This window comes from Vibrio sp. 2033, assembly GCF_033339735.1.
The window spans coordinates 156,641-174,266 of sequence record NZ_JAWOVC010000003.1; the positions used below are offsets into that span (position 1 = coordinate 156,641).

Genomic DNA, 17,626 nt, shown 5'->3' on the forward strand with positions numbered 1-17,626 from the left:
TATTTTTACAACTAAACCCTCTCTCAAATTGTATGTTCAATGAATTTACTCATATGGGCCAAGTGCAACCATGTTAATACGCTCTATGTATTAGAAACAATTCATTTATTTCCAATGACACTAGTGAGATTATGCGACGTGATTGGAATCTCACTTAAGTTTTCATGGACCTATCGCGCTGAAAATTGAAGTCTCTACCTGTCATAGAATAAAAAGCCGTCAAAACCAGTGGTTCTGACGGCTTTTTGTAAGCGCCCCATGGGCAATACCTACACCATTACTGCTTGAAGCTTATCTAGTGACAGACCTAGATAGCTAATAGTCGCACTTGCTGTCGGAGGATTTTATTGGCTTTTACGCGGACTTTAACCAACACATCACCATCGACCAACCTAAGGTCGAATATTGGTGAATGTCGCGATGGTGACTCCATCACTTTGTGACGACAACGATTTTACGTCTGCGCTAAAGTAATACGGATTAAGTGGCATTTTACTCTCGGCTAGTCGCGCGTAGTAAAGCTTGGCGGGCTGTTTTGCCATTTGTTGCGCGTACAAATACCCGACCAACGCATGTTCAAACTGGTGGTAACCATTTCCCCAATGGAACGCTTTGGTTGATTTAGGGCTTAGACCGACGCCTCCATATTGATGATCCACCCATACGTCCATAAAAGTGGGTAACGTGTATTGAAGCGTTTCTTTCATCGAACCATCGACAAGAGAAACTGTCATTGCCGCTTGATCGAGCTCTGCCCATTCCCAAGACGAGCTATAGTGCTTGTATGGTCTTGATTGCCAAGCAGGAATGCTCTCTTGCGTCCATTTACTCTGCCATTCTGGTGAGAAAAGCGCTTTGACTTGCTCAAAGTTTTGCTGGTATTGCGCTTGCTTAAGCGTGTGTTTCATTCCTTTGAAACCAAACTCTGTCCACTTTGAATTTTCCAACAACTGACCTGTCAGATACGTCATCCAATACGCCTTGATGGTGTGTCCAAAATCATTGTGTTTCGCATCTGGCATCATTACCGCTTTGTGGTGTATCGCGCCATAAAAGCGCTGCTCTTTGACGGAATGGTAGTTATCTATCATCACTTGCGTCAGCCATTGCAGATCTTGCTTCCACTTGGCTTGCGCTGGCGGTGGTAAAAGTGGCGCCGTTAACAACAGATAGCCATTGATCTGGTCAAGTTGAGCGACTAGCTCTTGCTGCTTCGCACTTTCCCCATCACCGTCTTTCAAAACCCAAGCCAGACCGCGATCATCGCTTCGTCGGTATTGTTTAAATATAAACGCTTGCTGGTCGATAAGCGCTTGTTCGACCTTTGGATCTTGAGTCAAGTAGTAGTACATCGCCAAACCCACCAAGGCGTAAGCTTGGTCTTGAGAAGTTCGTTGTTGCCACTCCATCCCCGGTTTTCCACTACGCGTAAAGCTCACAAAGCCGCCGTTTTTCTCATCTTGTAGATGATCAATCAGGTAATAAGCCCCTTTCTTTGCCAGCTCTAATGCTTGCTTGTCACCCGTAAGATGAAAAAGTACGCCATAAGCGTAAGTTTGGCGCGATTTCATGCGGATGTATTCGCGATCGAAGTGCGGGCTAATCCACCCTTTGTTTAATTCTTCACACGGCTTTTGTGGGTCGAGAATGACACCGTTATCACAACGAAAAGTCGGAAAATTCCCCGCAGGTTGTCCATGCGCGCTTTCCATCATCCAATATGGGGCTAGGCCATTCGTCACATGGTTTAGCCAATCATCCCCCGAAGGCAAGCCTACATCAGCAAAGCTGCTCATGCTCGTTGTTGCGAGCAATAAGGTAAGATATTTAAAAGACATAACACTCAATTAAGTTATTGAATTTTATCCAGTATAAATAACTCCCTTTACGCATATTGTCGTCGTGGTCACAATCGCCTTACGCATTTGTTTGCATCAATCATCTTTCAGCCTTGTTCGATGACTGAGCCGAGAATAAACGCTACTCTGTCTTCGACTGACATTTTGGGCACTTCGATCAATTGATAACCGAACTTGTGGTATGCATCGACCATCTGTTGATACGTGGCGACCACTTCAGAAAAATCTTGCTTTCGCTCTTCGTCGTTGCTGAATATCGACGTCCACGGTGGAAAAATGAATACTTGAGAATGATAACGAAGCGTCTGGCAATGCGTGATGAGCTCATGCGAGATTGGCAGTTGTTCCAACTTACTGTATCCATATACGTCCACAATACTGCGATCAAAAAACACATTCCCTTGGTGGACATTGAAAGCTCGGTAATTGCTCACTTCTGCCTTCATCATTTCGTCTCGAAAAGCTTGTTTGTCATTCCAAGGTAATGCTGAACCGTGATTGGCAACCTGCGTTTGTATTATTTGACGGCCGGTTTCTGGCGCGCAGATAAAGCCTTGTGTTTTTAGTTGTTCGATAACCGAGGTTTTTCCTGCACCGGGACCACCAGTGAATACGATGAGTTTATTCAAAATTGTTTCCTTATTTTTTGTTTGAGTGAAGTAATGCGTATACAGCCAAGAAAATGGGCATCATCTGGCGTTTGAAATTGGCATTTGGCACGCCAGCGTTAAGCGAGATCGGTAGTGGGAAATTTGGGGGAATAGAACTGGGCAGTGAAGAGATATACAAAGTAAGAACCGAAACGACGTGTTCATCGGTTATGGAAAACGGAGGAATGCTGAGTGAAGCAAGCTCGCCCAAAATACTGGGTTGGGAAATGGTGCGATTGGTTCTGCTGGTTAACGCGTCAATTGGATATCTATATCAAGAAAATGGCGCCTAAGCCTAAGAACGCAAAGAAACCGACGACATCGGTAACGGTCGTCAATACTACCGAGCCAGCCACGGCGGGGTCAATGTTAAACTTTTTCAACGTGAATGGTATCAACGTACCCGATGCCGCGGCCGCCAAACTATTGAGGAAAATGGCACAGCAAATAATAAGCGCCAATGGCAAAGAGTCAAACACCATGTAAACGACACCCGCGATCACCAATCCCATAATTAAACCATTAATGGTGGCGATTTTTAATTCCTTATTCACCAATAGCTTCAAGTTACTTTGGTGCAAGTGGTTTAGTGCGATACCTCGAATGGCCACCGCTAAGGTTTGGCTACCCGCGATGCCGCCCATGCTCGCCACGACAGGCATTAAGATCGCAAGCGCAACGACTTGCTCGACCACATTATCAAAAAGCCCAATGATGGCGGAGGCTACGAAAGCGGTCAGCAAGTTAATCACCAACCAAAGTGCTCTTAGCCTTGTCGCCACGCTTAATGGTGTAAACAAATCTTCTTCGCTTCGTACGTTTTCTGCCACTACAGCTTGTAGGCTGAGTTCGCGCAACGTAATCGCGATGGTCGCCATCGACAAGACGCCCATAATTTTGCCCCCAGCCATGATAGGAAACCAGTGTGCTCCACCATCAATAGAGACTTGTTTGCTGACGCTTTGAATCGTTTGAATATCTTCTAGAATTGGCGTAACTACGGTCAAGTCGGTAAGTTTGATATGATTCTCGTGTAACAACAGGGTTTGCGGCTCTATCGTACCAATCACACCACTTGCATCACGCACAATAATCAACCGCACTGGACTTTGCCCGCGTTTTAGCAGCTCGGTTTTGATGCCTCCTACGCTGTTTTTAGGGTTTGCGACCAGAAAGTGAGGCTCGGCATAACGTCCAACTTTGTTGTCTTCATACGACAATGCTTGTTGGATATGCGCGACAGACTCTTCACTTTGATCAATAAGGTATTCATCTACAAATTCGGTCGGTAGAAAGTCCGCAAAGATGATCAGTTCTGAATCCGTTATGTACGCCAAGCGTTCATGTTGTAAGTCTTTATTGAGTGATTGATGAATGTGCTTGGCGGTGTCGTATCGGAGCAAATTTAATACCGTCCAATACTTCTCAGGCGGCACTGCTTCTATGACACGTTTACGGTAAGCAATGTTGACCGATTCCAAAATGTTCGCAATCTGTGCTTCTTGATAGTCTTTCAAAAAGCTCAAGTCTTCGGTCGATTCTATCGCTTTAATGATCTCAGCAAGCAAATGTGGCACTTTGCGGTTAATTTGCAATTGGTTGGAATCTATCATTACTTTTACCTATAGCTTTCACTACCACATTCGCCGCATTGACGATATGTGCTATCCGAAGGCATGAATTCTTGATGTTAAAATTCTAGGCGATAGTTGACTTAATTGCGGAATTTATATTTCGCTCGCAGAAACAAAACGCCTCTGCATCAGTTCATGGTATAGACTTGAATGTGTGTCAGGCTCATTCGCCTTGTTTGATAATGGAGTAATCAATGGCACCTGTATTTTTTCTGACTCAGCAGGCCGCCTTACCAAGTCGTAAGGTGCTTCGTAAAGTGATTCAATTTTCGACAGCGTTGGCTCAGCCTATTGTGGTTTTAGTGGAAGACCATCGCCGAAGTGAAGATCACGCATTCGCTCATTTTCTCAGTTTCAACTCTGACCATATAGAAAAAAGACAAGCTGAGTTTGAAGCTTGGACCTTAAAGTTCAACGCATTAATTGTCGAACTTTGTGAAGAAGAAGAGCTTGAAACGCCAACGCTCTCTTACGAGCATTTCAAAGGGAGTCATTGGGTTGAGCAAGTTACGAAACGGCTTGTTGACCACACTGACTTACTGCTCGTGGGACACTTTAACAAACACGAGATTCAAACGATGCTCACAGAACTAGCACAACAAGATTGCGACTTGTTGCTACTGAGTGAGCGTTCATGGCCTTCTCACGCCAACATGCTTTGTGCAATCGACCCACTTCATCGAGGGGATGAAAAGTCGATAGTAGATAAAGCCATCGTCTCGCGAGGCTCAAAATTAGAACAAACCTTAAGCGGGAAAATGACGCTCGTTTACTGCCGATACGTCGCACCATACCTCTCTCGCTATCGTGCAGAGATATTAAGCAATCAAAAAGCAGGCATTACAGATTTTATTAGTGCGCAAAAGTTAACGCGAGTTCCATTACTATTACCGGAAGGAAACCCTGAAACGGCGTTACCAAAAGCAGTTAAGCAATCACAAGCAGCGATTTTGATTATGGGGGCATGTAAACGAAGCATGTCATCTCAATTTTGGTCTGGCAGCACTGTAGACACGTTACTTGATCAACCACCTTGTGACCTACTGTTGGTCAACAGCTCCAAGGGCTGACTAGGTATTCTCTATTAACCTATCCTTTCAATACCAAGCGCAGTTATTGGCTCTTTACATCTTCTAACTGCGCGGCTTCATGCTCTGCGTTCAAGGCTTGTTTCTGCTGCTGTTTTATCTCATCCCAACTGCGTCCCGACTCAATCGCAGATACACGCTGATCGTATTTGTTGCAGGCTCTTTCGAGTACTTTCTCAGGATCTATACCCTTTTCTCTTTCCAGCGCTTTTAATACGTTAAGATAGTTCCACAACACATCGCCTAACTCGTCTTCCAAATGACAAAGGCGATCCTCACGAATCTCTTCGCGGACTTCATCAACTTCTTTGCCAATGGCCTCCAGATAAGTCTCTACGCCTTTAAACCAAGTGTTGGTTTGGTCATATTGAGATTTTCTCGTCGCAATTGCATACAGCTCATCAAATTTCTTCATTGCCTCTCCGTAGAACACGTTTTTATTTATGCCTTTTTAGGACGAATAAACTTCCCTTTAGCCGTCACTCTAACTTCGCTATTGACCCGCAATTGAGCCACCAGTTGATATATACCGCGTCGTTCACCTTCACAGTGTGCAGTAATCGTGACTCGATCATCTAACTGAATAGGTGCATGGTAGCGCACATCCAACTGCGCCGTAAGGGCTTGAATGTCTCTAGATAACAAACAATGCGTCATTGCACCATCGAGAAGCGAACTGGCAATACCACCATGCAACAGGTCTGTGTAACCTTGATGACGCGGTAAAACGTGAAACTCTCCGACAACAGAACCATCGGCTAGGTATTGGTAGTTCACGGCCAAAGAGTTCGGATTCACATTAATTGAAGAACAAACCGCACATTGATGATGATATTCGTGAGTGTAATGACAGTAGCTGTTTGTGGACATGATAGTTACTCGGTTTCTCAAAAGAGTAATTAGCATATGCCAACAATTAAAAAGAAACGGCGAGTAATCTTTGTTTGCATGTTGCAGGGCCAGCAACCTCGCTTTTCATAACACTAAATAATCATTTTAATAATTAACGATAATTTCCAGTTTATTTAGAGTGGCGATATGGTTTGCATAGTGATTACGCAACGTTATGAAAAGGCGACTTATGAAGTTTCTCCACACGATGATCCGTGTAGCTGACCTAGACAAATCTATCGAATTTTATACAAAAGTTCTGGGAATGAGTGTTTTGGATCGTTTTGAAAACCAAGAATACCGTTACTCACTGGTGTTTGTTGGTAACCCTGATCAACCAGATGGCGCGACCATCGAGCTAACTTATAACTGGGATACCGACAGTTACGACTTGGGTAACGCATTCGGACACATGGCACTGGGGTCTGAAGATATTTACGCCGCTTGCGAAAAAATTAAAGCGCTTGGTGGCAACGTTACTCGCGAGCCAGGTCCAATGAAAGGCGGAGAAACTCACATCGCGTTCATTAAAGATCCCGATGGTTACCAAATCGAACTCATCCAAACTCAAAAATAACGAGGTTTCCTATGACAGACGCATTATTTCAACCCATTCAACTTGGCTCTCTCTCATTAAAAAACCGTATCGTTATGCCTCCGATGACGCGCTCTCGTGCTTCTCAACCAGGTAATATCGCTAACGACATGATGGCGACCTACTATGCTCAACGTGCTGAAGCGGGCCTAATCGTTGCTGAAGGCACACAAATTTCGCCAATGGGTCAAGGCTATGCATGGACACCAGGCATTTACAGCCCAGAGCAAATTGCTGGCTGGAAAAAAGTAACTGATGCAGTGCACGAGAAAGGCGGCGTTATCTTCGCGCAATTATGGCACGTTGGTCGCGTGACTCACCCTGATAACATTGGCGGTGAGCAACCTATTTCTTCTTCTGCGCTAAAAGCAGAAAACGTGAAAGTATTTGTCGATAACGGCACAGACGAACCGGGTTTTGTCGACGTGGTTGAGCCACGTGAAATGACCAAACAAGACATCAAGAACGTTATTGAAGAGTACCGCCAAGCTGCCCTAAACGCGATAGAAGCCGGATTCGATGGTATCGAGCTTCATGCAGCGAATGGCTACTTGGTTAACCAGTTTATCGATTCTGAAGCGAATAACCGCACCGATGAATACGGTGGTTCCATTGAAAACCGTCTGCGTTTTCTTGGTGAAGTGGTAGAGGCGATGACGCAAGCTATTGGCGCAGAGCGTGTTGGTGTTCGTCTTGCACCATTCACTTCGTTAAATGGCACCGTTGATAGTACGCCAGTCGAAACCTACACCGCCGCTGCAACGCTGCTTGATAAACTCAATGTGGTTTACATTCACATTGCAGAAGTAGATTGGGACGACGCGCCAGACACTCCGCACGACTTTAAAACCGCAGTTCGTGAGGCGTATAAAGGCACACTAATCTATGCCGGTCGTTACAACGCAGAAAAGGCGCAACACGCGATTGAAAGTGGTTTAGCTGACATGATTGGCTTTGGCCGTCCGTTTGTTGCAAACCCAGACTTACCAAGCCGCATCAAGCATGGCTATCCGCTGGCAGAACATGACCCTGCCACATTGTTCGGCGGCGGTGAAAAAGGCTTAGTGGACTACCCTGCGTATCACGCGGGTTAATTCATCTACGTAAAGCTGATTCGCAACTCGCGACAAACCAATAGCTAACCCAGAAGAACCTTGCTCTTCCCCCTGTGACGCCAAGATGCAGGGTTCTTTTTAGGCAAGCCACCAGAATTAACGTCTTTGACAAGATGTACAACCTCGGCACGCAGAGCGCGTCTTTTTACTGAGCAAACGGCGTTGTACTTTACAGTAAGCATTCTTTAAAGCACGACGACCTGAAAACCAATCATCCGGTTTAGTGAGGATTAAGTAGCCGTTAAACCTCTTAACCAACTCGGTTCGGTTGTTTTCGATAAATCGGCTATCAAACTCGATGTCGAAGTAATTCAAAGCCTCTTCGATACAAGTAAAGCTGGCAATTTTTTCCTGAATCGTATTCTCTGTCATCGTTTCTTTAGCGTAATCATTTTCAATGAAGTCTAAGTGCCTCGCGCTTTACGTTCTTTGATTTAGCGCTTCTTAAGATCATTCTTTATGGGTTTTCCATATTGAAATTCAATTTGGGAATTCGTTAACCCACCTAGCATTTTCATTTTGAAAATCACTTTAAGACACTGATTTAAATAAATATTATTTCTGGTTCATATTTTGCTTTACTTCATTAAACGGAATGTTGGAGCAACACGATATGACTTACAGAGCAGAAGTAGACGGATTAAGGGCGATTGCTGTCACGTTGGTGATTTTGTTTCATGCAGGAGTTGAGCAATTCGCTGGTGGCTTTATTGGCGTCGACGTGTTTTTTGTGATCAGCGGCTATTTGATCACCACCATCGTGATTAACGACTTAGAAAACCAGAAGTTCAGCCTTGGTGATTTTTATGAGCGACGCATTCGTCGCATACTCCCCCTCTTACTGGTGGTGATCGCCGTCAGCTATTTGATGTCTTGGTGGCTATTTTTGCCGCAAGCACACAAAGACGTTGGTCAGTTTGCAGTGTCTTCCATTCTTTCCTCATCCAACATTCTTCTGTATTTAAAAGGCCACAATTACTTCGGTTTAGAAGATCAAGCCAACCCGCTGTTCCACACATGGAGCTTGGGCGTTGAAGAACAGTACTACATTGTCATTCCTTTGCTACTCATGCTACTCGCTCGTGGTAAAAACGCGTTTTACCTGACTTTTTTTATCACGGTATTTGTGCTGAGTTTGATGACTATTGTCTACGCGAGCAATGATCCTGATTTCGCTTTTTACATGATCTTCTCTCGCGCTTGGGAGCTGGCAACCGGTTCATTACTCGCATTAGTGATGAGAAAAGTCCAAGTTCAATCTAACAATACTCTAGCAACCATTGGCATCGTTTTGATATTGGCTTCCGCGCTTTTGTTTGAAAAATCGCAAGATGGCGCGGGCATTACGCTGCTGGTGCCGGTCATCGGTAGCGCGTTGGTGATTTTGTTTGCCTCTAAAGGCAATGTCTGCGGTAGATTACTGAGCCTAAAGTGGGTCGTGTTCGTCGGCTTAATCAGCTACAGCTTATACTTGTGGCACATTCCATTATTTGTCTTTTACCGCTACGTATTGGACACAACACAAGACGTCAATATCCCGCTTTACGTTATCGCTCTTTTTGTACTGTCTTACTTCACTTGGCGCTTTATTGAAAAGCCGTTCCGTAGCCGAAAAGCCATGAGCATGCGCACTGTGTCCGCGGTTATTGTGTTGTTGACGTTGCCCTTGCTAACGCTCGGCGTTATCGGTCATCAAAACGGTGGTTTTCCAGAAAGAAGCGCATTTTTCGAGGCCATGCGCGTTAACAACGGTTATGGTTTAGATTGCAACGGCAACACCAACGTTAACGATGTGTGCTCGTCTGCGCCGCAGCCCGCCATCGCTGTGTTAGGCAATAGTCACAGCATGGTTTACGTGAAGCGTCTATCTGAAGTAACACCAACTGGCGTGGTGCAACTTACTCAAGATTCCTGTGCGGTCGGTTATGTCGACATCCTAGAAGCTGCTGGCTCAATTTCTTGCCGACAGTTCTTCAATGAGGCTGTCGATACCATTCTAAGTACCCCTTCCATTCGTCGCGTTGTTATCTCTTCTAACTTCAATAAAGAGCTTTCACAAGCCGATTATGAAGCATCATTAACCAAATTATTGAATGAACTGAAAGGAAAGGAAGTGGTCGTTTTCGGTCCAACCCCTTCTGCACCGTTTGCGGTAGGAGAATGCCTTTGGAAAGCGCGTTTGTTTGGCGAGACAGAAGAGTCTGCCTGTGACTTTTCTCCCAAACAACATCACCCTCAAAACGTGGCGAAGTTAGTGAACTACTTTGAGCAATTTGAGCACGTTGAGTTTGTCGACTTGACCGATGCCATTTGCAGAAATGGCGTATGTCGAATGAGAGTTGGAGCAAACAATGCGATGTATACGGATGACAGCCATTTATCTTACAAAGGTGCTGAGTTGGTGCTTGGGCATTACCTCAACACTACAAATGAAGCGCAACAGTTCACTTACGACCGACAATAACCAAGGAAATAAACTTTTATGCTTCAGCGCTTATCTCAGGTAAGCGCTGAATGCTTTAAAGCAAGACAAAGCTAGGCGTCTATTTGAAAATGCGCGGATCAAACGCGAAATCGAGCTTTTCGGCTTTCTTGATGATCTCTTTCATTTTGGGATGATTTGGATTCACCACGTAGTTTTTATCACGAGGTGAAATCGTTGAAGGCACTTGCAGCGCGGCAAACTCTGGATGAGGATCATTGATAAACTGATCGCCAATGTACTGCGTAGACTCGCTCGCCGGTATTGCTCGCCACGTCACAGGGAGATCTTCTTCATCTAAGGTGGCGATGAGGTATTCTGGCATTTCAATACGATATAAATCGTAAAGTTTGGTGATAGCAGGATCGTTGTTTACGTGAACAAATACTTCCAACGAGCAAAGGGATTCCGATTCAGAGAAGTAGAGGGCTTCGGTTCCTTTTGAGTTCCATCGCCCTCCAAATAACTTTGCGCCAACGGGGCTGAATGGCGTGTCAGCAAATTTCTTTTGTGTGAGACGATAGAGCTTCATATTACGAGAATACCCCGTGCTCTAAACGGCCGATCAAATCTTTTACGATTTCAAAATCCACCGTGGTCGAGACCATATCAAGTGGACGTTTTCCACCTAAGCCGTACACATTCTCTCTCATCCATTTTAACGCGCGCTCTTCGTCGTCAAACAGTTCTGTCGCGAGTTTCAATAACATCGCTAATCGATAGATTGCATCACTTTCTTGCGTATTGAAGCGTTCATCGTTTTTTAGACGACGCTTGATCGTGCTAACAGGTATCAATGTGACGTTTTGAAACTCACTCTGAGAAAGCTTCACACGCTCAACAATATTGCGATACACCTTTGGCTCAAAGCCTTTGTGAACCGCATCAGTGCGACCTGTTTCAGCGTCTTCAATACCCAACATAAACCAGAAATTGGCTTTATGAGGTTGTTTCGGTTTGAAGCTTTTTAATGCTGCAGTTGCCATATCAAGCTCCTATGGTTCATATGGTCCAGTTATTATGGTTCAAATGAGCTTAATTTTCAATCAAAGTAACAATCAAAGTAAAAAGATAGGTAAAGAAAAAGGCGAGCTTTTCGCCCGCCTCTCTTACTTATTCATCAACCCATCTACCGACAGGCATCGTTTCACTTATTGCAAGTCAAAACGATCCGCGTTCATGACTTTCGTCCATGCGGCGATGAAGTCATGGATGAATTTTTCCTGATTATCATCTTGCGCATACACTTCCGCATACGAACGCAGGATCGAGTTTGAACCAAAGACAAGATCCACTCGAGTAGCCGTCCACTTCACAGCGTCGGTTTTACGATCACGGATTTCATATTGATTAGCACTCACTGGTTTCCACGTATATGCCATGTCAGTAAGGTTCACGAAGAAATCATTCGACAAAGTGCCGACTCGCTCAGTAAATACGCCCTCTTTTCCACCGCCGTAGTTACTGCCTAGAACGCGCATACCACCGATAAGTACCGTCATTTCTGGCGCCGTTAGCCCCATAAGCTGAGCACGATCTAATAAAAGCTCTTCTGGCTTAACCGCGTAGTCTTTCTTCAACCAATTTCGGAAACCGTCAGCGACAGGCTCAAGAACTTCGAATGATTCCACATCCGTCATCTCTTGGGTGGCATCACCTCGGCCTGGCGCGAATGGCACACATACATCATGACCTGCGGCACGCGCAGCCAGTTCAATACCTACGTTCCCAGCAAGCACGATAGCGTCTGCAACACTACAGCCCTCTTCTGCTGCTATTTTTTCTAACACCGCAAGAACACGCCTTAGACGTTCAGGTTCGTTCCCTTGCCAATCTTTTTGTGGAGCCAAGCGAATTCTCGCGCCATTTGCACCGCCTCGGCGGTCAGAGCCACGGTAGGTACGCGCACTATCCCACGCCGTACTTACTAACTCACTAATGGATAGGCCACTTGCTTCAATTTTTGTTTTCACTAAATCGACATCGTAGTCTGTCTTACCTGCGGGCGTTGGGTCTTGCCAAATAAGATCTTCGCTTGGCACATCAGGGCCGAAATAACATGATTTTGGTCCTAGATCGCGGTGTGTCAACTTAAACCAGGCACGAGCAAAAACGTCATCAAAGTACGCAGGGTCATTTTGGAACTTTTCTGCAATCTTACGATATTCAGGGTCCATTTTGAGCGCCATATCGGCGTCGGTCATGATTGGATTGTAGCGCTTAGAACCATCTTCAACATCGACAGGCTTGTCTTGTTCTTCAATGTCGATTGGCTCCCATTGCCATGCGCCGGCTGGGCTCTTTTTCAGTTCCCAGTCATACTTAAATAGTAGGTGGAAGTATCCGTAATCCCATTGTGTAGGGTGTGTTGTCCAAGCACCTTCAATACCACTCGTTACCGTGTCACGGCCAATACCACGTGTTTTGTGATTAATCCAGCCAAGACCTTGCTCATGAACGTCTGCTGCTTCGGGCTCTGGGCCAAGGTTTGCGGCATCACCATTACCATGACACTTACCCACCGTGTGACCACCAGCTGTGAGCGCGACGGTTTCTTCATCGTTCATTGCCATTCGCGCAAAGGTCACTCGCATGTCATGTGCTGTTTTGAGAGGATCTGGGTTACCGTCTACCCCTTCAGGGTTCACATAGATAAGACCCATCATTACCGCAGCAAGCGGGTTTTCTAAATCTCGCTCACCAGAGTAGCGGCTGTTATCAGCGTCACTTGTGGCTAACCATTCTTGCTCAGAGCCCCAGTAAGTGTCTTTTTCTGGGTGCCAAATGTCCTCTCGTCCAAACGCAAAGCCAAAGGTCTTAAAACCCATGGATTCGTACGCCATGTTACCGGCAAGGACAATCAGGTCTGCCCAACTTAGTTTGTTGCCATATTTTTTCTTGATTGGCCATAAAAGGCGTCGAGCCTTATCGAGGTTGGCGTTATCTGGCCAAGAGTTGAGAGGAGCAAAGCGTTGGTTGCCTGTAGCAGCACCGCCACGGCCATCCGCAATACGATAACTGCCCGCTGCATGCCATGCCATTCGGATCATTAAACCACCGTAGTGTCCCCAGTCGGCAGGCCACCAGTCTTGGCTATTAGTCATTAAATCTTTTAAATCTTTTTTAAGTGCTTCGACATCTAGCTTTTCCAGTTCTTCTTTGTAATTAAAGTCCTGACCAAATGGGTTGGTTTTGGAGTCGTGTTGATGCAGGATGTCTAAGTTCAAGGCATTCGGCCACCAATCCATCACCGACTTATCTGTAGATGTTTGCCCACCATGCATAACTGGACATTTACCTACCGAACCGCCGTTTGCTTTGCTCATATAATGCTCCTTCGTGTCGTGGTTGTGGTAACCACTCTTTGTTATTCAATAAATCGAATATCCACCTCAAACAGCGTAGTTCATACACTGTTTTTTTAGTTAACGCCAAGTCAAAATTTCAAACATTTCAGCGAATAAATAATTGTTATCAAACATGTACCTATATGCAGAAAATATGGATAGAGATCAGTTTAAGTCCATACCTGAATACTTAATCCCAGACAGCCTCGCCATGTTGTGATCCCAGGTAGCTAAATCATGATGACTAAATTCATTCAGAGCGTGATGACCACACGCCCTCGCCATGACTTTCATGAGCTCAACCGAAGATTCGAAGAAATTTTTCAGTTGCTGGGATGACTTTTCAACGTCGAGACGCTGCCTCAAATCGGCATTTTGTGTCGCAATGCCTGCCGGGCAATTATTGGTGTTGCAGATGCGAGCCGCGACACAACCGATCGATTGCATCGCACTGTTTGCTATCGCTACTCCGTCTGCTCCAAGTGCCAACGCTTTGACAAAATCCGTGGGAACTCGCAACCCACCGGTGATGATTAATGTGACGCGGTCACTTGCACCTTTTTCATCTAAATACTTACGTGCACGAGCTAATGCAGGAATGGTGGGCACACTAATATGATCACGGAACATAGTTGGCGCCGCACCCGTGCCACCACCGCGACCATCTAAGATGATGTAATCAGCCCCAGCATCAAGCGCAAACTGAATGTCTTGCTCAATATGGTTGGCACTGAGTTTAAATCCAATTGGAATACCGCCTGTGATGCCACGAACTCTGTCAGCAAACTTTCTGAAATCGTGAGTAGTGTGAAGATCTTTGAACGTTGGTGGTGATATCGCTGGTTGTCCTTCGGGGATGCCTCTCACCTGAGAGATCTTACCTACATTTTTATTTGCAGGCAGATGACCACCCGTGCCCGTTTTTGCTCCTTGCCCACCTTTAAAGTGAAACGCCTGAACATTAAGAAGCTTAGATTCGTCGTAGCCAAATTGAGCACTAGCAAGCTCATAGAAATACCGTGAATTAGCGGCTTGTTCTTCCGGTAACATGCCACCCTCACCAGAGCAAATCCCAGTCCCTGCCAACTCTGCACCTTTTGCTAGTGCAATTTTCGCCTCTTCAGAAAGTGCGCCAAAACTCATGTCCGACACCAACAAAGGAATGGCGAGTCTGAGCGGCTTACGCGCGTTTGGTCCCACAATCAACTCGGTAGACACAGGAACGTCTTCCAACAACGGTTGTGTCGCCATTTGCGCCACCATAATTTGTATAGCATCCCAATGTGGTAGCAAATGCCTAGGAACCCCCATTGCAGCCATCGGACCATGATGACCGAGTTTAGAGAGTCCTTCTCTCGCTAATTGGTGGATAAACTCGAGGGTTGGTTCTTCTTGAGTAGCAGACGCCGTTGGTTTGTCTCTTTTCTCTCGCTTTTGTTCCGGTCCCTCTTTACCGACTTGCTCTGCGGTAAATCGCTTGTGTGTACCATCACAAAAAGGAGCATTGGCGGTATGCTTACATTGGCAGAGATAGGCATCTTCGTCTTTTTCCGCACTAAAGCTCATTGGCTTTAAGCCGGTTCCCGAATGAGACCCATCGCAGTAAGGTTGTTTTTTAGAACGCCCACATCGGCAGAAGTAATATTCTTGCCCAGCTTTCAACTCTACTTTGATCGGCTTGTTATCAGCGATGATTGGCTTGCTCATGTTGCCCCCTATTTATTATTGTTAACCATGCTTTCTCGCTGGCTTGCAATAAGCGTAGAACAGGAGCGTAAAGAGCGTCAGTGTCGCCGAGTAAAATGCGCGATTGTCGCCCGACTAACCTATACTTTTTATGGGTCTCATACACGTGGAGGCTATATGACGATTGCAACCCGATTAGATGAATATTTGACTGAGCATAACATTCACTTTCAAACCGTGAATCACAGCCACAGTCATAGCTCGCTACAAAGTGGTGTTGCAGCAGGTGTGCCTTTAATGAATATCGCAAAAGGTGTGATTCTTGAGGATCATGAAGGGCGTCATATGATGGCGGTCTTACCTGCCAACAACAAAATCAGTTTGTCGAGATTAAACGACGAGTTTAACGCCACCTTCCACTTGGTGAAAGAGCGTATGGTTTACCGACTCTTCACCGATTGTGAACACGGCGCTATTCCACCGATTGGTAGCCCTTACCACATGTCGACAGTTTGCGATGAAAGATTAGCAAATTTGGAACATGTCTATCTCGAAGCTGGCGATCATGAAACTCTGATTAAGCTGGACAGAAAGGCGTTTAAAGAACTGATGAACGACTGTAGATATCTAAGATTCAGCAGTGAAGTTCTGCATTAAACTTGCCAAAACCTCTCGACATTTCCTGAACAAGGCTCTTTCAACAAGAGCCTTTCTTTGTTTTGTTGGTAGCACGCGAAGGAAGTTTCTCGGACTTTGGTGCCCAGCGTTTCAGAGCATATAGAAACAAAAAACCGCCTATTCGGGCGGTTTTTTATCAATCAAATCATAATTATTATCGAACAAAGATCTTTTGGATCGCTTTTATCGCCATAGCCCTACGGCGCATTAATACGCTCGTTCTTGGCAACCATTTCGGTGTGTGAAGAATGGTTTTCGCATGACTAAAAGTTCTGAATCCTTCCTCTCCGTGATAATGCCCAATACCCGATTCACCAACGCCACCAAAAGGCGCATCTTCAGCGCCAACATGTAAAACCGTATCATTAACGCCGACGCCACCACTGTGGGTGTTGCGTACAATATATTTGATGGTCGATTTGTCGTCCGACATAACATACAGCGCAAGTGGTCTTTGGCGCTGATTAATGTAATCAATCGCTTCATCAACCGCATTGTAGGGCTTGACTGGTAGAAATGGCCCGAAGATCTCCTCTTGCATGATTCGCATTTTCGGCGACACGTCCGTGACCAAATGAGGATACAGAAGTCGTTCCTCTTGGGGCGACGCTTCAACAGTATGAATGTTTGCACCTTGCGCTTTTGCATCCTCAAGTAGCGCAGTCAAACGATCATATTGTCGTTGGTTGACAATATGGGTCAGCTTTTGATTCTTGTTGGATTTTAAATAGAGCTTTTCAAAACGTTTTAAGAATAGCGAAATGAACTCTTCGACACGTTCTTGCGGTACAAACGCGTAGTCAGGCGCGACACAAATCTGGCCTGCATTAATGCATTTACCAAACAAGATAGCATCAACGGCTTTCTTCATGTCTGCATCTTTTGCAATGATCACCGGGGACTTTCCACCCAACTCTAACGTCACCGGGGTAAGGTTTTCCGCTGCCGCTTTTGCTACTGCGCGGCCAACACTCGTAGAACCCGTGAACAAAAGGTGATCGAATGGCAGTTGGCTGAATGCTTGTGCGACGTCTGCTTCACCCTCAAAAACTTCGACATACTCAGACAACCCACGGCAAATATCGACGATGACTTTATTGGTTTTTGGCGTAAATTCGCTGAGCTTCATCATCACGCGGTTGCCAGCAGCCAATGCTGTCACTAAAGGCGCAAGGCTCAAAATCACAGGAAAGTTCCACGGTGAAATGATCCCGACGACACCTAACGGTTGATACTGAACGGTGACTTTAGAAGGTGCGAGCAATAAGCCGGATTCGCGCTTGCTGGGTTTGCACCATTTTTTTAGTCGTTTGAGTGTATAATTAATATGCGAGACCGTTGGCAAAACGTCGGTCATGGCGGTATCAAATTCTGAGCGATAGCCAAAATCGTCACTTAACGCTTCAACCAGCGCTTGTTTGTTCTCAAGCAGCGATTTTTTTAACAAAACGAGGCGCTGTTTACGTTCATCCAAACTAGGATAAGGCTCGGCTGCATATGCCGCTTTTAAGCGTTCGAGGCTTTGCTGTAACAAGTTATCTACTTCAACCTCTGTGATTGCGTTCATGATGCTTCTCCTAGCCTAGTTTCTGCCAATGACG

17 protein-coding genes are annotated in these 17,626 nt (G+C 45.5%); 6 read left to right on the forward strand and 11 right to left on the reverse strand.

Features of this window, described 5'->3' with window-relative positions:
- Nucleotides 1-392 precede the first annotated feature (392 nt).
- Nucleotides 393-1,838 (reverse strand): AGE family epimerase/isomerase, encoded by a 1,446-nt coding sequence (locus tag R7P74_RS06400; protein ID WP_318122756.1) that lies wholly within the window; start codon nucleotides 1,836-1,838, stop codon nucleotides 393-395.
- A 107-nt stretch (nucleotides 1,839-1,945) separates the two neighbouring features.
- Nucleotides 1,946-2,488, reverse strand: coding sequence for an AAA family ATPase (locus R7P74_RS06405; protein WP_167416060.1), 543 nt, complete (start codon nucleotides 2,486-2,488; stop codon nucleotides 1,946-1,948).
- Nucleotides 2,489-2,541: 53 nt separating this feature from the next.
- On the opposite strand from R7P74_RS06405, the gene R7P74_RS06410 reads away from it, so the two are divergent.
- On the forward strand, nucleotides 2,542-2,802 hold the full coding sequence (locus R7P74_RS06410; protein WP_318122757.1) for a hypothetical protein: 261 nt from the start codon (nucleotides 2,542-2,544) through the stop codon (nucleotides 2,800-2,802).
- Here R7P74_RS06410 and R7P74_RS06415 read toward each other — a convergent pair.
- Nucleotides 2,779-4,122: a magnesium transporter gene (locus R7P74_RS06415; protein WP_017635328.1), complete on the reverse strand. Its 1,344-nt coding sequence runs from the start codon at nucleotides 4,120-4,122 to the stop codon at nucleotides 2,779-2,781. The genes R7P74_RS06410 and R7P74_RS06415 overlap by 24 nt on opposite strands.
- A 215-nt stretch (nucleotides 4,123-4,337) precedes the next feature.
- Here R7P74_RS06415 and R7P74_RS06420 point away from each other — a divergent pair, with 215 nt between their 5' ends.
- Nucleotides 4,338-5,213, forward strand: a complete 876-nt coding sequence (locus R7P74_RS06420) for a universal stress protein (RefSeq protein ID WP_104976128.1) — start codon at nucleotides 4,338-4,340, stop codon at nucleotides 5,211-5,213.
- 43 nt (nucleotides 5,214-5,256) lie between these two features.
- Here the strand turns inward: R7P74_RS06420 and R7P74_RS06425 are convergent, their stop codons facing one another.
- Both R7P74_RS06425 and R7P74_RS06430 read right to left on the reverse strand, forming a co-directional pair.
- Entirely contained in the window at nucleotides 5,257-5,646 is a 390-nt protein-coding gene (locus tag R7P74_RS06425; protein WP_005376487.1) for a MazG nucleotide pyrophosphohydrolase domain-containing protein, read from the reverse strand.
- 26 nt (nucleotides 5,647-5,672) lie between these two features.
- Nucleotides 5,673-6,101: a PaaI family thioesterase gene (locus R7P74_RS06430; protein WP_005376488.1), complete on the reverse strand. Its 429-nt coding sequence runs from the start codon at nucleotides 6,099-6,101 to the stop codon at nucleotides 5,673-5,675.
- 211 nt (nucleotides 6,102-6,312) lie between these two features.
- On the opposite strand from R7P74_RS06430, the gene gloA reads away from it, so the two are divergent.
- Nucleotides 6,313-6,699 (forward strand): lactoylglutathione lyase, encoded by a 387-nt coding sequence (gene gloA, locus R7P74_RS06435; RefSeq protein WP_005376490.1) that lies wholly within the window; start codon nucleotides 6,313-6,315, stop codon nucleotides 6,697-6,699.
- A gap of 11 nt (nucleotides 6,700-6,710) precedes the next feature.
- Nucleotides 6,711-7,811 carry an alkene reductase gene (locus R7P74_RS06440; RefSeq protein WP_318122758.1) on the forward strand — a complete coding sequence of 367 codons (1,101 nt, stop codon included), beginning with the start codon at nucleotides 6,711-6,713 and terminating at the stop codon, nucleotides 7,809-7,811.
- 117 nt (nucleotides 7,812-7,928) lie between these two features.
- On the opposite strand, the gene R7P74_RS06445 is transcribed toward R7P74_RS06440, so the two are convergent.
- A complete protein-coding gene (locus R7P74_RS06445; protein ID WP_318122759.1) occupies nucleotides 7,929-8,204 on the reverse strand; it encodes a nitrogenase-stabilizing/protective protein NifW in 276 nt (91 codons plus the stop codon).
- Nucleotides 8,205-8,445: 241 nt separating this feature from the next.
- On the opposite strand from R7P74_RS06445, the gene R7P74_RS06450 reads away from it, so the two are divergent.
- Nucleotides 8,446-10,296 (forward strand): acyltransferase family protein, encoded by a 1,851-nt coding sequence (locus R7P74_RS06450; protein WP_318122760.1) that lies wholly within the window; start codon nucleotides 8,446-8,448, stop codon nucleotides 10,294-10,296.
- A 79-nt stretch (nucleotides 10,297-10,375) separates the two neighbouring features.
- Here R7P74_RS06450 and R7P74_RS06455 read toward each other — a convergent pair whose 3' ends face one another.
- From R7P74_RS06455 to R7P74_RS06470, 4 genes are all read right to left on the reverse strand, one after another.
- Nucleotides 10,376-10,846: an RES family NAD+ phosphorylase gene (locus tag R7P74_RS06455; RefSeq protein ID WP_262634051.1), complete on the reverse strand. Its 471-nt coding sequence runs from the start codon at nucleotides 10,844-10,846 to the stop codon at nucleotides 10,376-10,378.
- Nucleotide 10,847: 1 nt separating this feature from the next.
- Nucleotides 10,848-11,300: a type II RES/Xre toxin-antitoxin system antitoxin gene (gene parS / locus R7P74_RS06460; protein ID WP_017820987.1), complete on the reverse strand. Its 453-nt coding sequence runs from the start codon at nucleotides 11,298-11,300 to the stop codon at nucleotides 10,848-10,850.
- 165 nt (nucleotides 11,301-11,465) lie between these two features.
- The gene (gene katG / locus R7P74_RS06465; RefSeq protein WP_213909850.1) at nucleotides 11,466-13,640 is read right to left on the reverse strand and encodes a catalase/peroxidase HPI; all 2,175 of its coding nucleotides are present in this window, start codon (nucleotides 13,638-13,640) and stop codon (nucleotides 11,466-11,468) included.
- 186 nt (nucleotides 13,641-13,826) lie between these two features.
- Entirely contained in the window at nucleotides 13,827-15,368 is a 1,542-nt protein-coding gene (locus tag R7P74_RS06470; RefSeq protein WP_031781378.1) for a glutamate synthase-related protein, read from the reverse strand.
- Between the two features lie 156 nt (nucleotides 15,369-15,524).
- Between R7P74_RS06470 and R7P74_RS06475 the strand changes: the two genes are divergently transcribed.
- On the forward strand, nucleotides 15,525-16,004 hold the full coding sequence (locus R7P74_RS06475; RefSeq protein ID WP_005376501.1) for an aminoacyl-tRNA deacylase: 480 nt from the start codon (nucleotides 15,525-15,527) through the stop codon (nucleotides 16,002-16,004).
- A gap of 175 nt (nucleotides 16,005-16,179) precedes the next feature.
- Here R7P74_RS06475 and R7P74_RS06480 read toward each other — a convergent pair whose 3' ends face one another.
- Entirely contained in the window at nucleotides 16,180-17,592 is a 1,413-nt protein-coding gene (locus tag R7P74_RS06480; RefSeq protein ID WP_005390037.1) for a coniferyl aldehyde dehydrogenase, read from the reverse strand.
- Nucleotides 17,593-17,626 lie beyond the last annotated feature (34 nt).

Coding starts and splice junctions, on each gene's coding strand:
- R7P74_RS06400 (WP_318122756.1), bottom strand. CDS start 1,838: ATGTCTTTTAAATATCTTACCTTATTGCTCGCAACAACGAGCATGAGC.
- R7P74_RS06410 (WP_318122757.1), top strand. CDS start 2,542: ATGGGCATCATCTGGCGTTTGAAATTGGCATTTGGCACGCCAGCGTTA.
- R7P74_RS06415 (WP_017635328.1), bottom strand. CDS start 4,122: ATGATAGATTCCAACCAATTGCAAATTAACCGCAAAGTGCCACATTTG.
- R7P74_RS06420 (WP_104976128.1), top strand. CDS start 4,338: ATGGCACCTGTATTTTTTCTGACTCAGCAGGCCGCCTTACCAAGTCGT.
- R7P74_RS06425 (WP_005376487.1), bottom strand. CDS start 5,646: ATGAAGAAATTTGATGAGCTGTATGCAATTGCGACGAGAAAATCTCAA.
- R7P74_RS06430 (WP_005376488.1), bottom strand. CDS start 6,101: ATGTCCACAAACAGCTACTGTCATTACACTCACGAATATCATCATCAA.
- gloA (WP_005376490.1), top strand. CDS start 6,313: ATGAAGTTTCTCCACACGATGATCCGTGTAGCTGACCTAGACAAATCT.
- R7P74_RS06440 (WP_318122758.1), top strand. CDS start 6,711: ATGACAGACGCATTATTTCAACCCATTCAACTTGGCTCTCTCTCATTA.
- R7P74_RS06445 (WP_318122759.1), bottom strand. CDS start 8,204: ATGACAGAGAATACGATTCAGGAAAAAATTGCCAGCTTTACTTGTATC.
- R7P74_RS06450 (WP_318122760.1), top strand. CDS start 8,446: ATGACTTACAGAGCAGAAGTAGACGGATTAAGGGCGATTGCTGTCACG.
- R7P74_RS06455 (WP_262634051.1), bottom strand. CDS start 10,846: ATGAAGCTCTATCGTCTCACACAAAAGAAATTTGCTGACACGCCATTC.
- parS (WP_017820987.1), bottom strand. CDS start 11,300: ATGGCAACTGCAGCATTAAAAAGCTTCAAACCGAAACAACCTCATAAA.
- katG (WP_213909850.1), bottom strand. CDS start 13,640: ATGAGCAAAGCAAACGGCGGTTCGGTAGGTAAATGTCCAGTTATGCAT.
- R7P74_RS06470 (WP_031781378.1), bottom strand. CDS start 15,368: ATGAGCAAGCCAATCATCGCTGATAACAAGCCGATCAAAGTAGAGTTG.
- R7P74_RS06475 (WP_005376501.1), top strand. CDS start 15,525: ATGACGATTGCAACCCGATTAGATGAATATTTGACTGAGCATAACATT.
- R7P74_RS06480 (WP_005390037.1), bottom strand. CDS start 17,592: ATGAACGCAATCACAGAGGTTGAAGTAGATAACTTGTTACAGCAAAGC.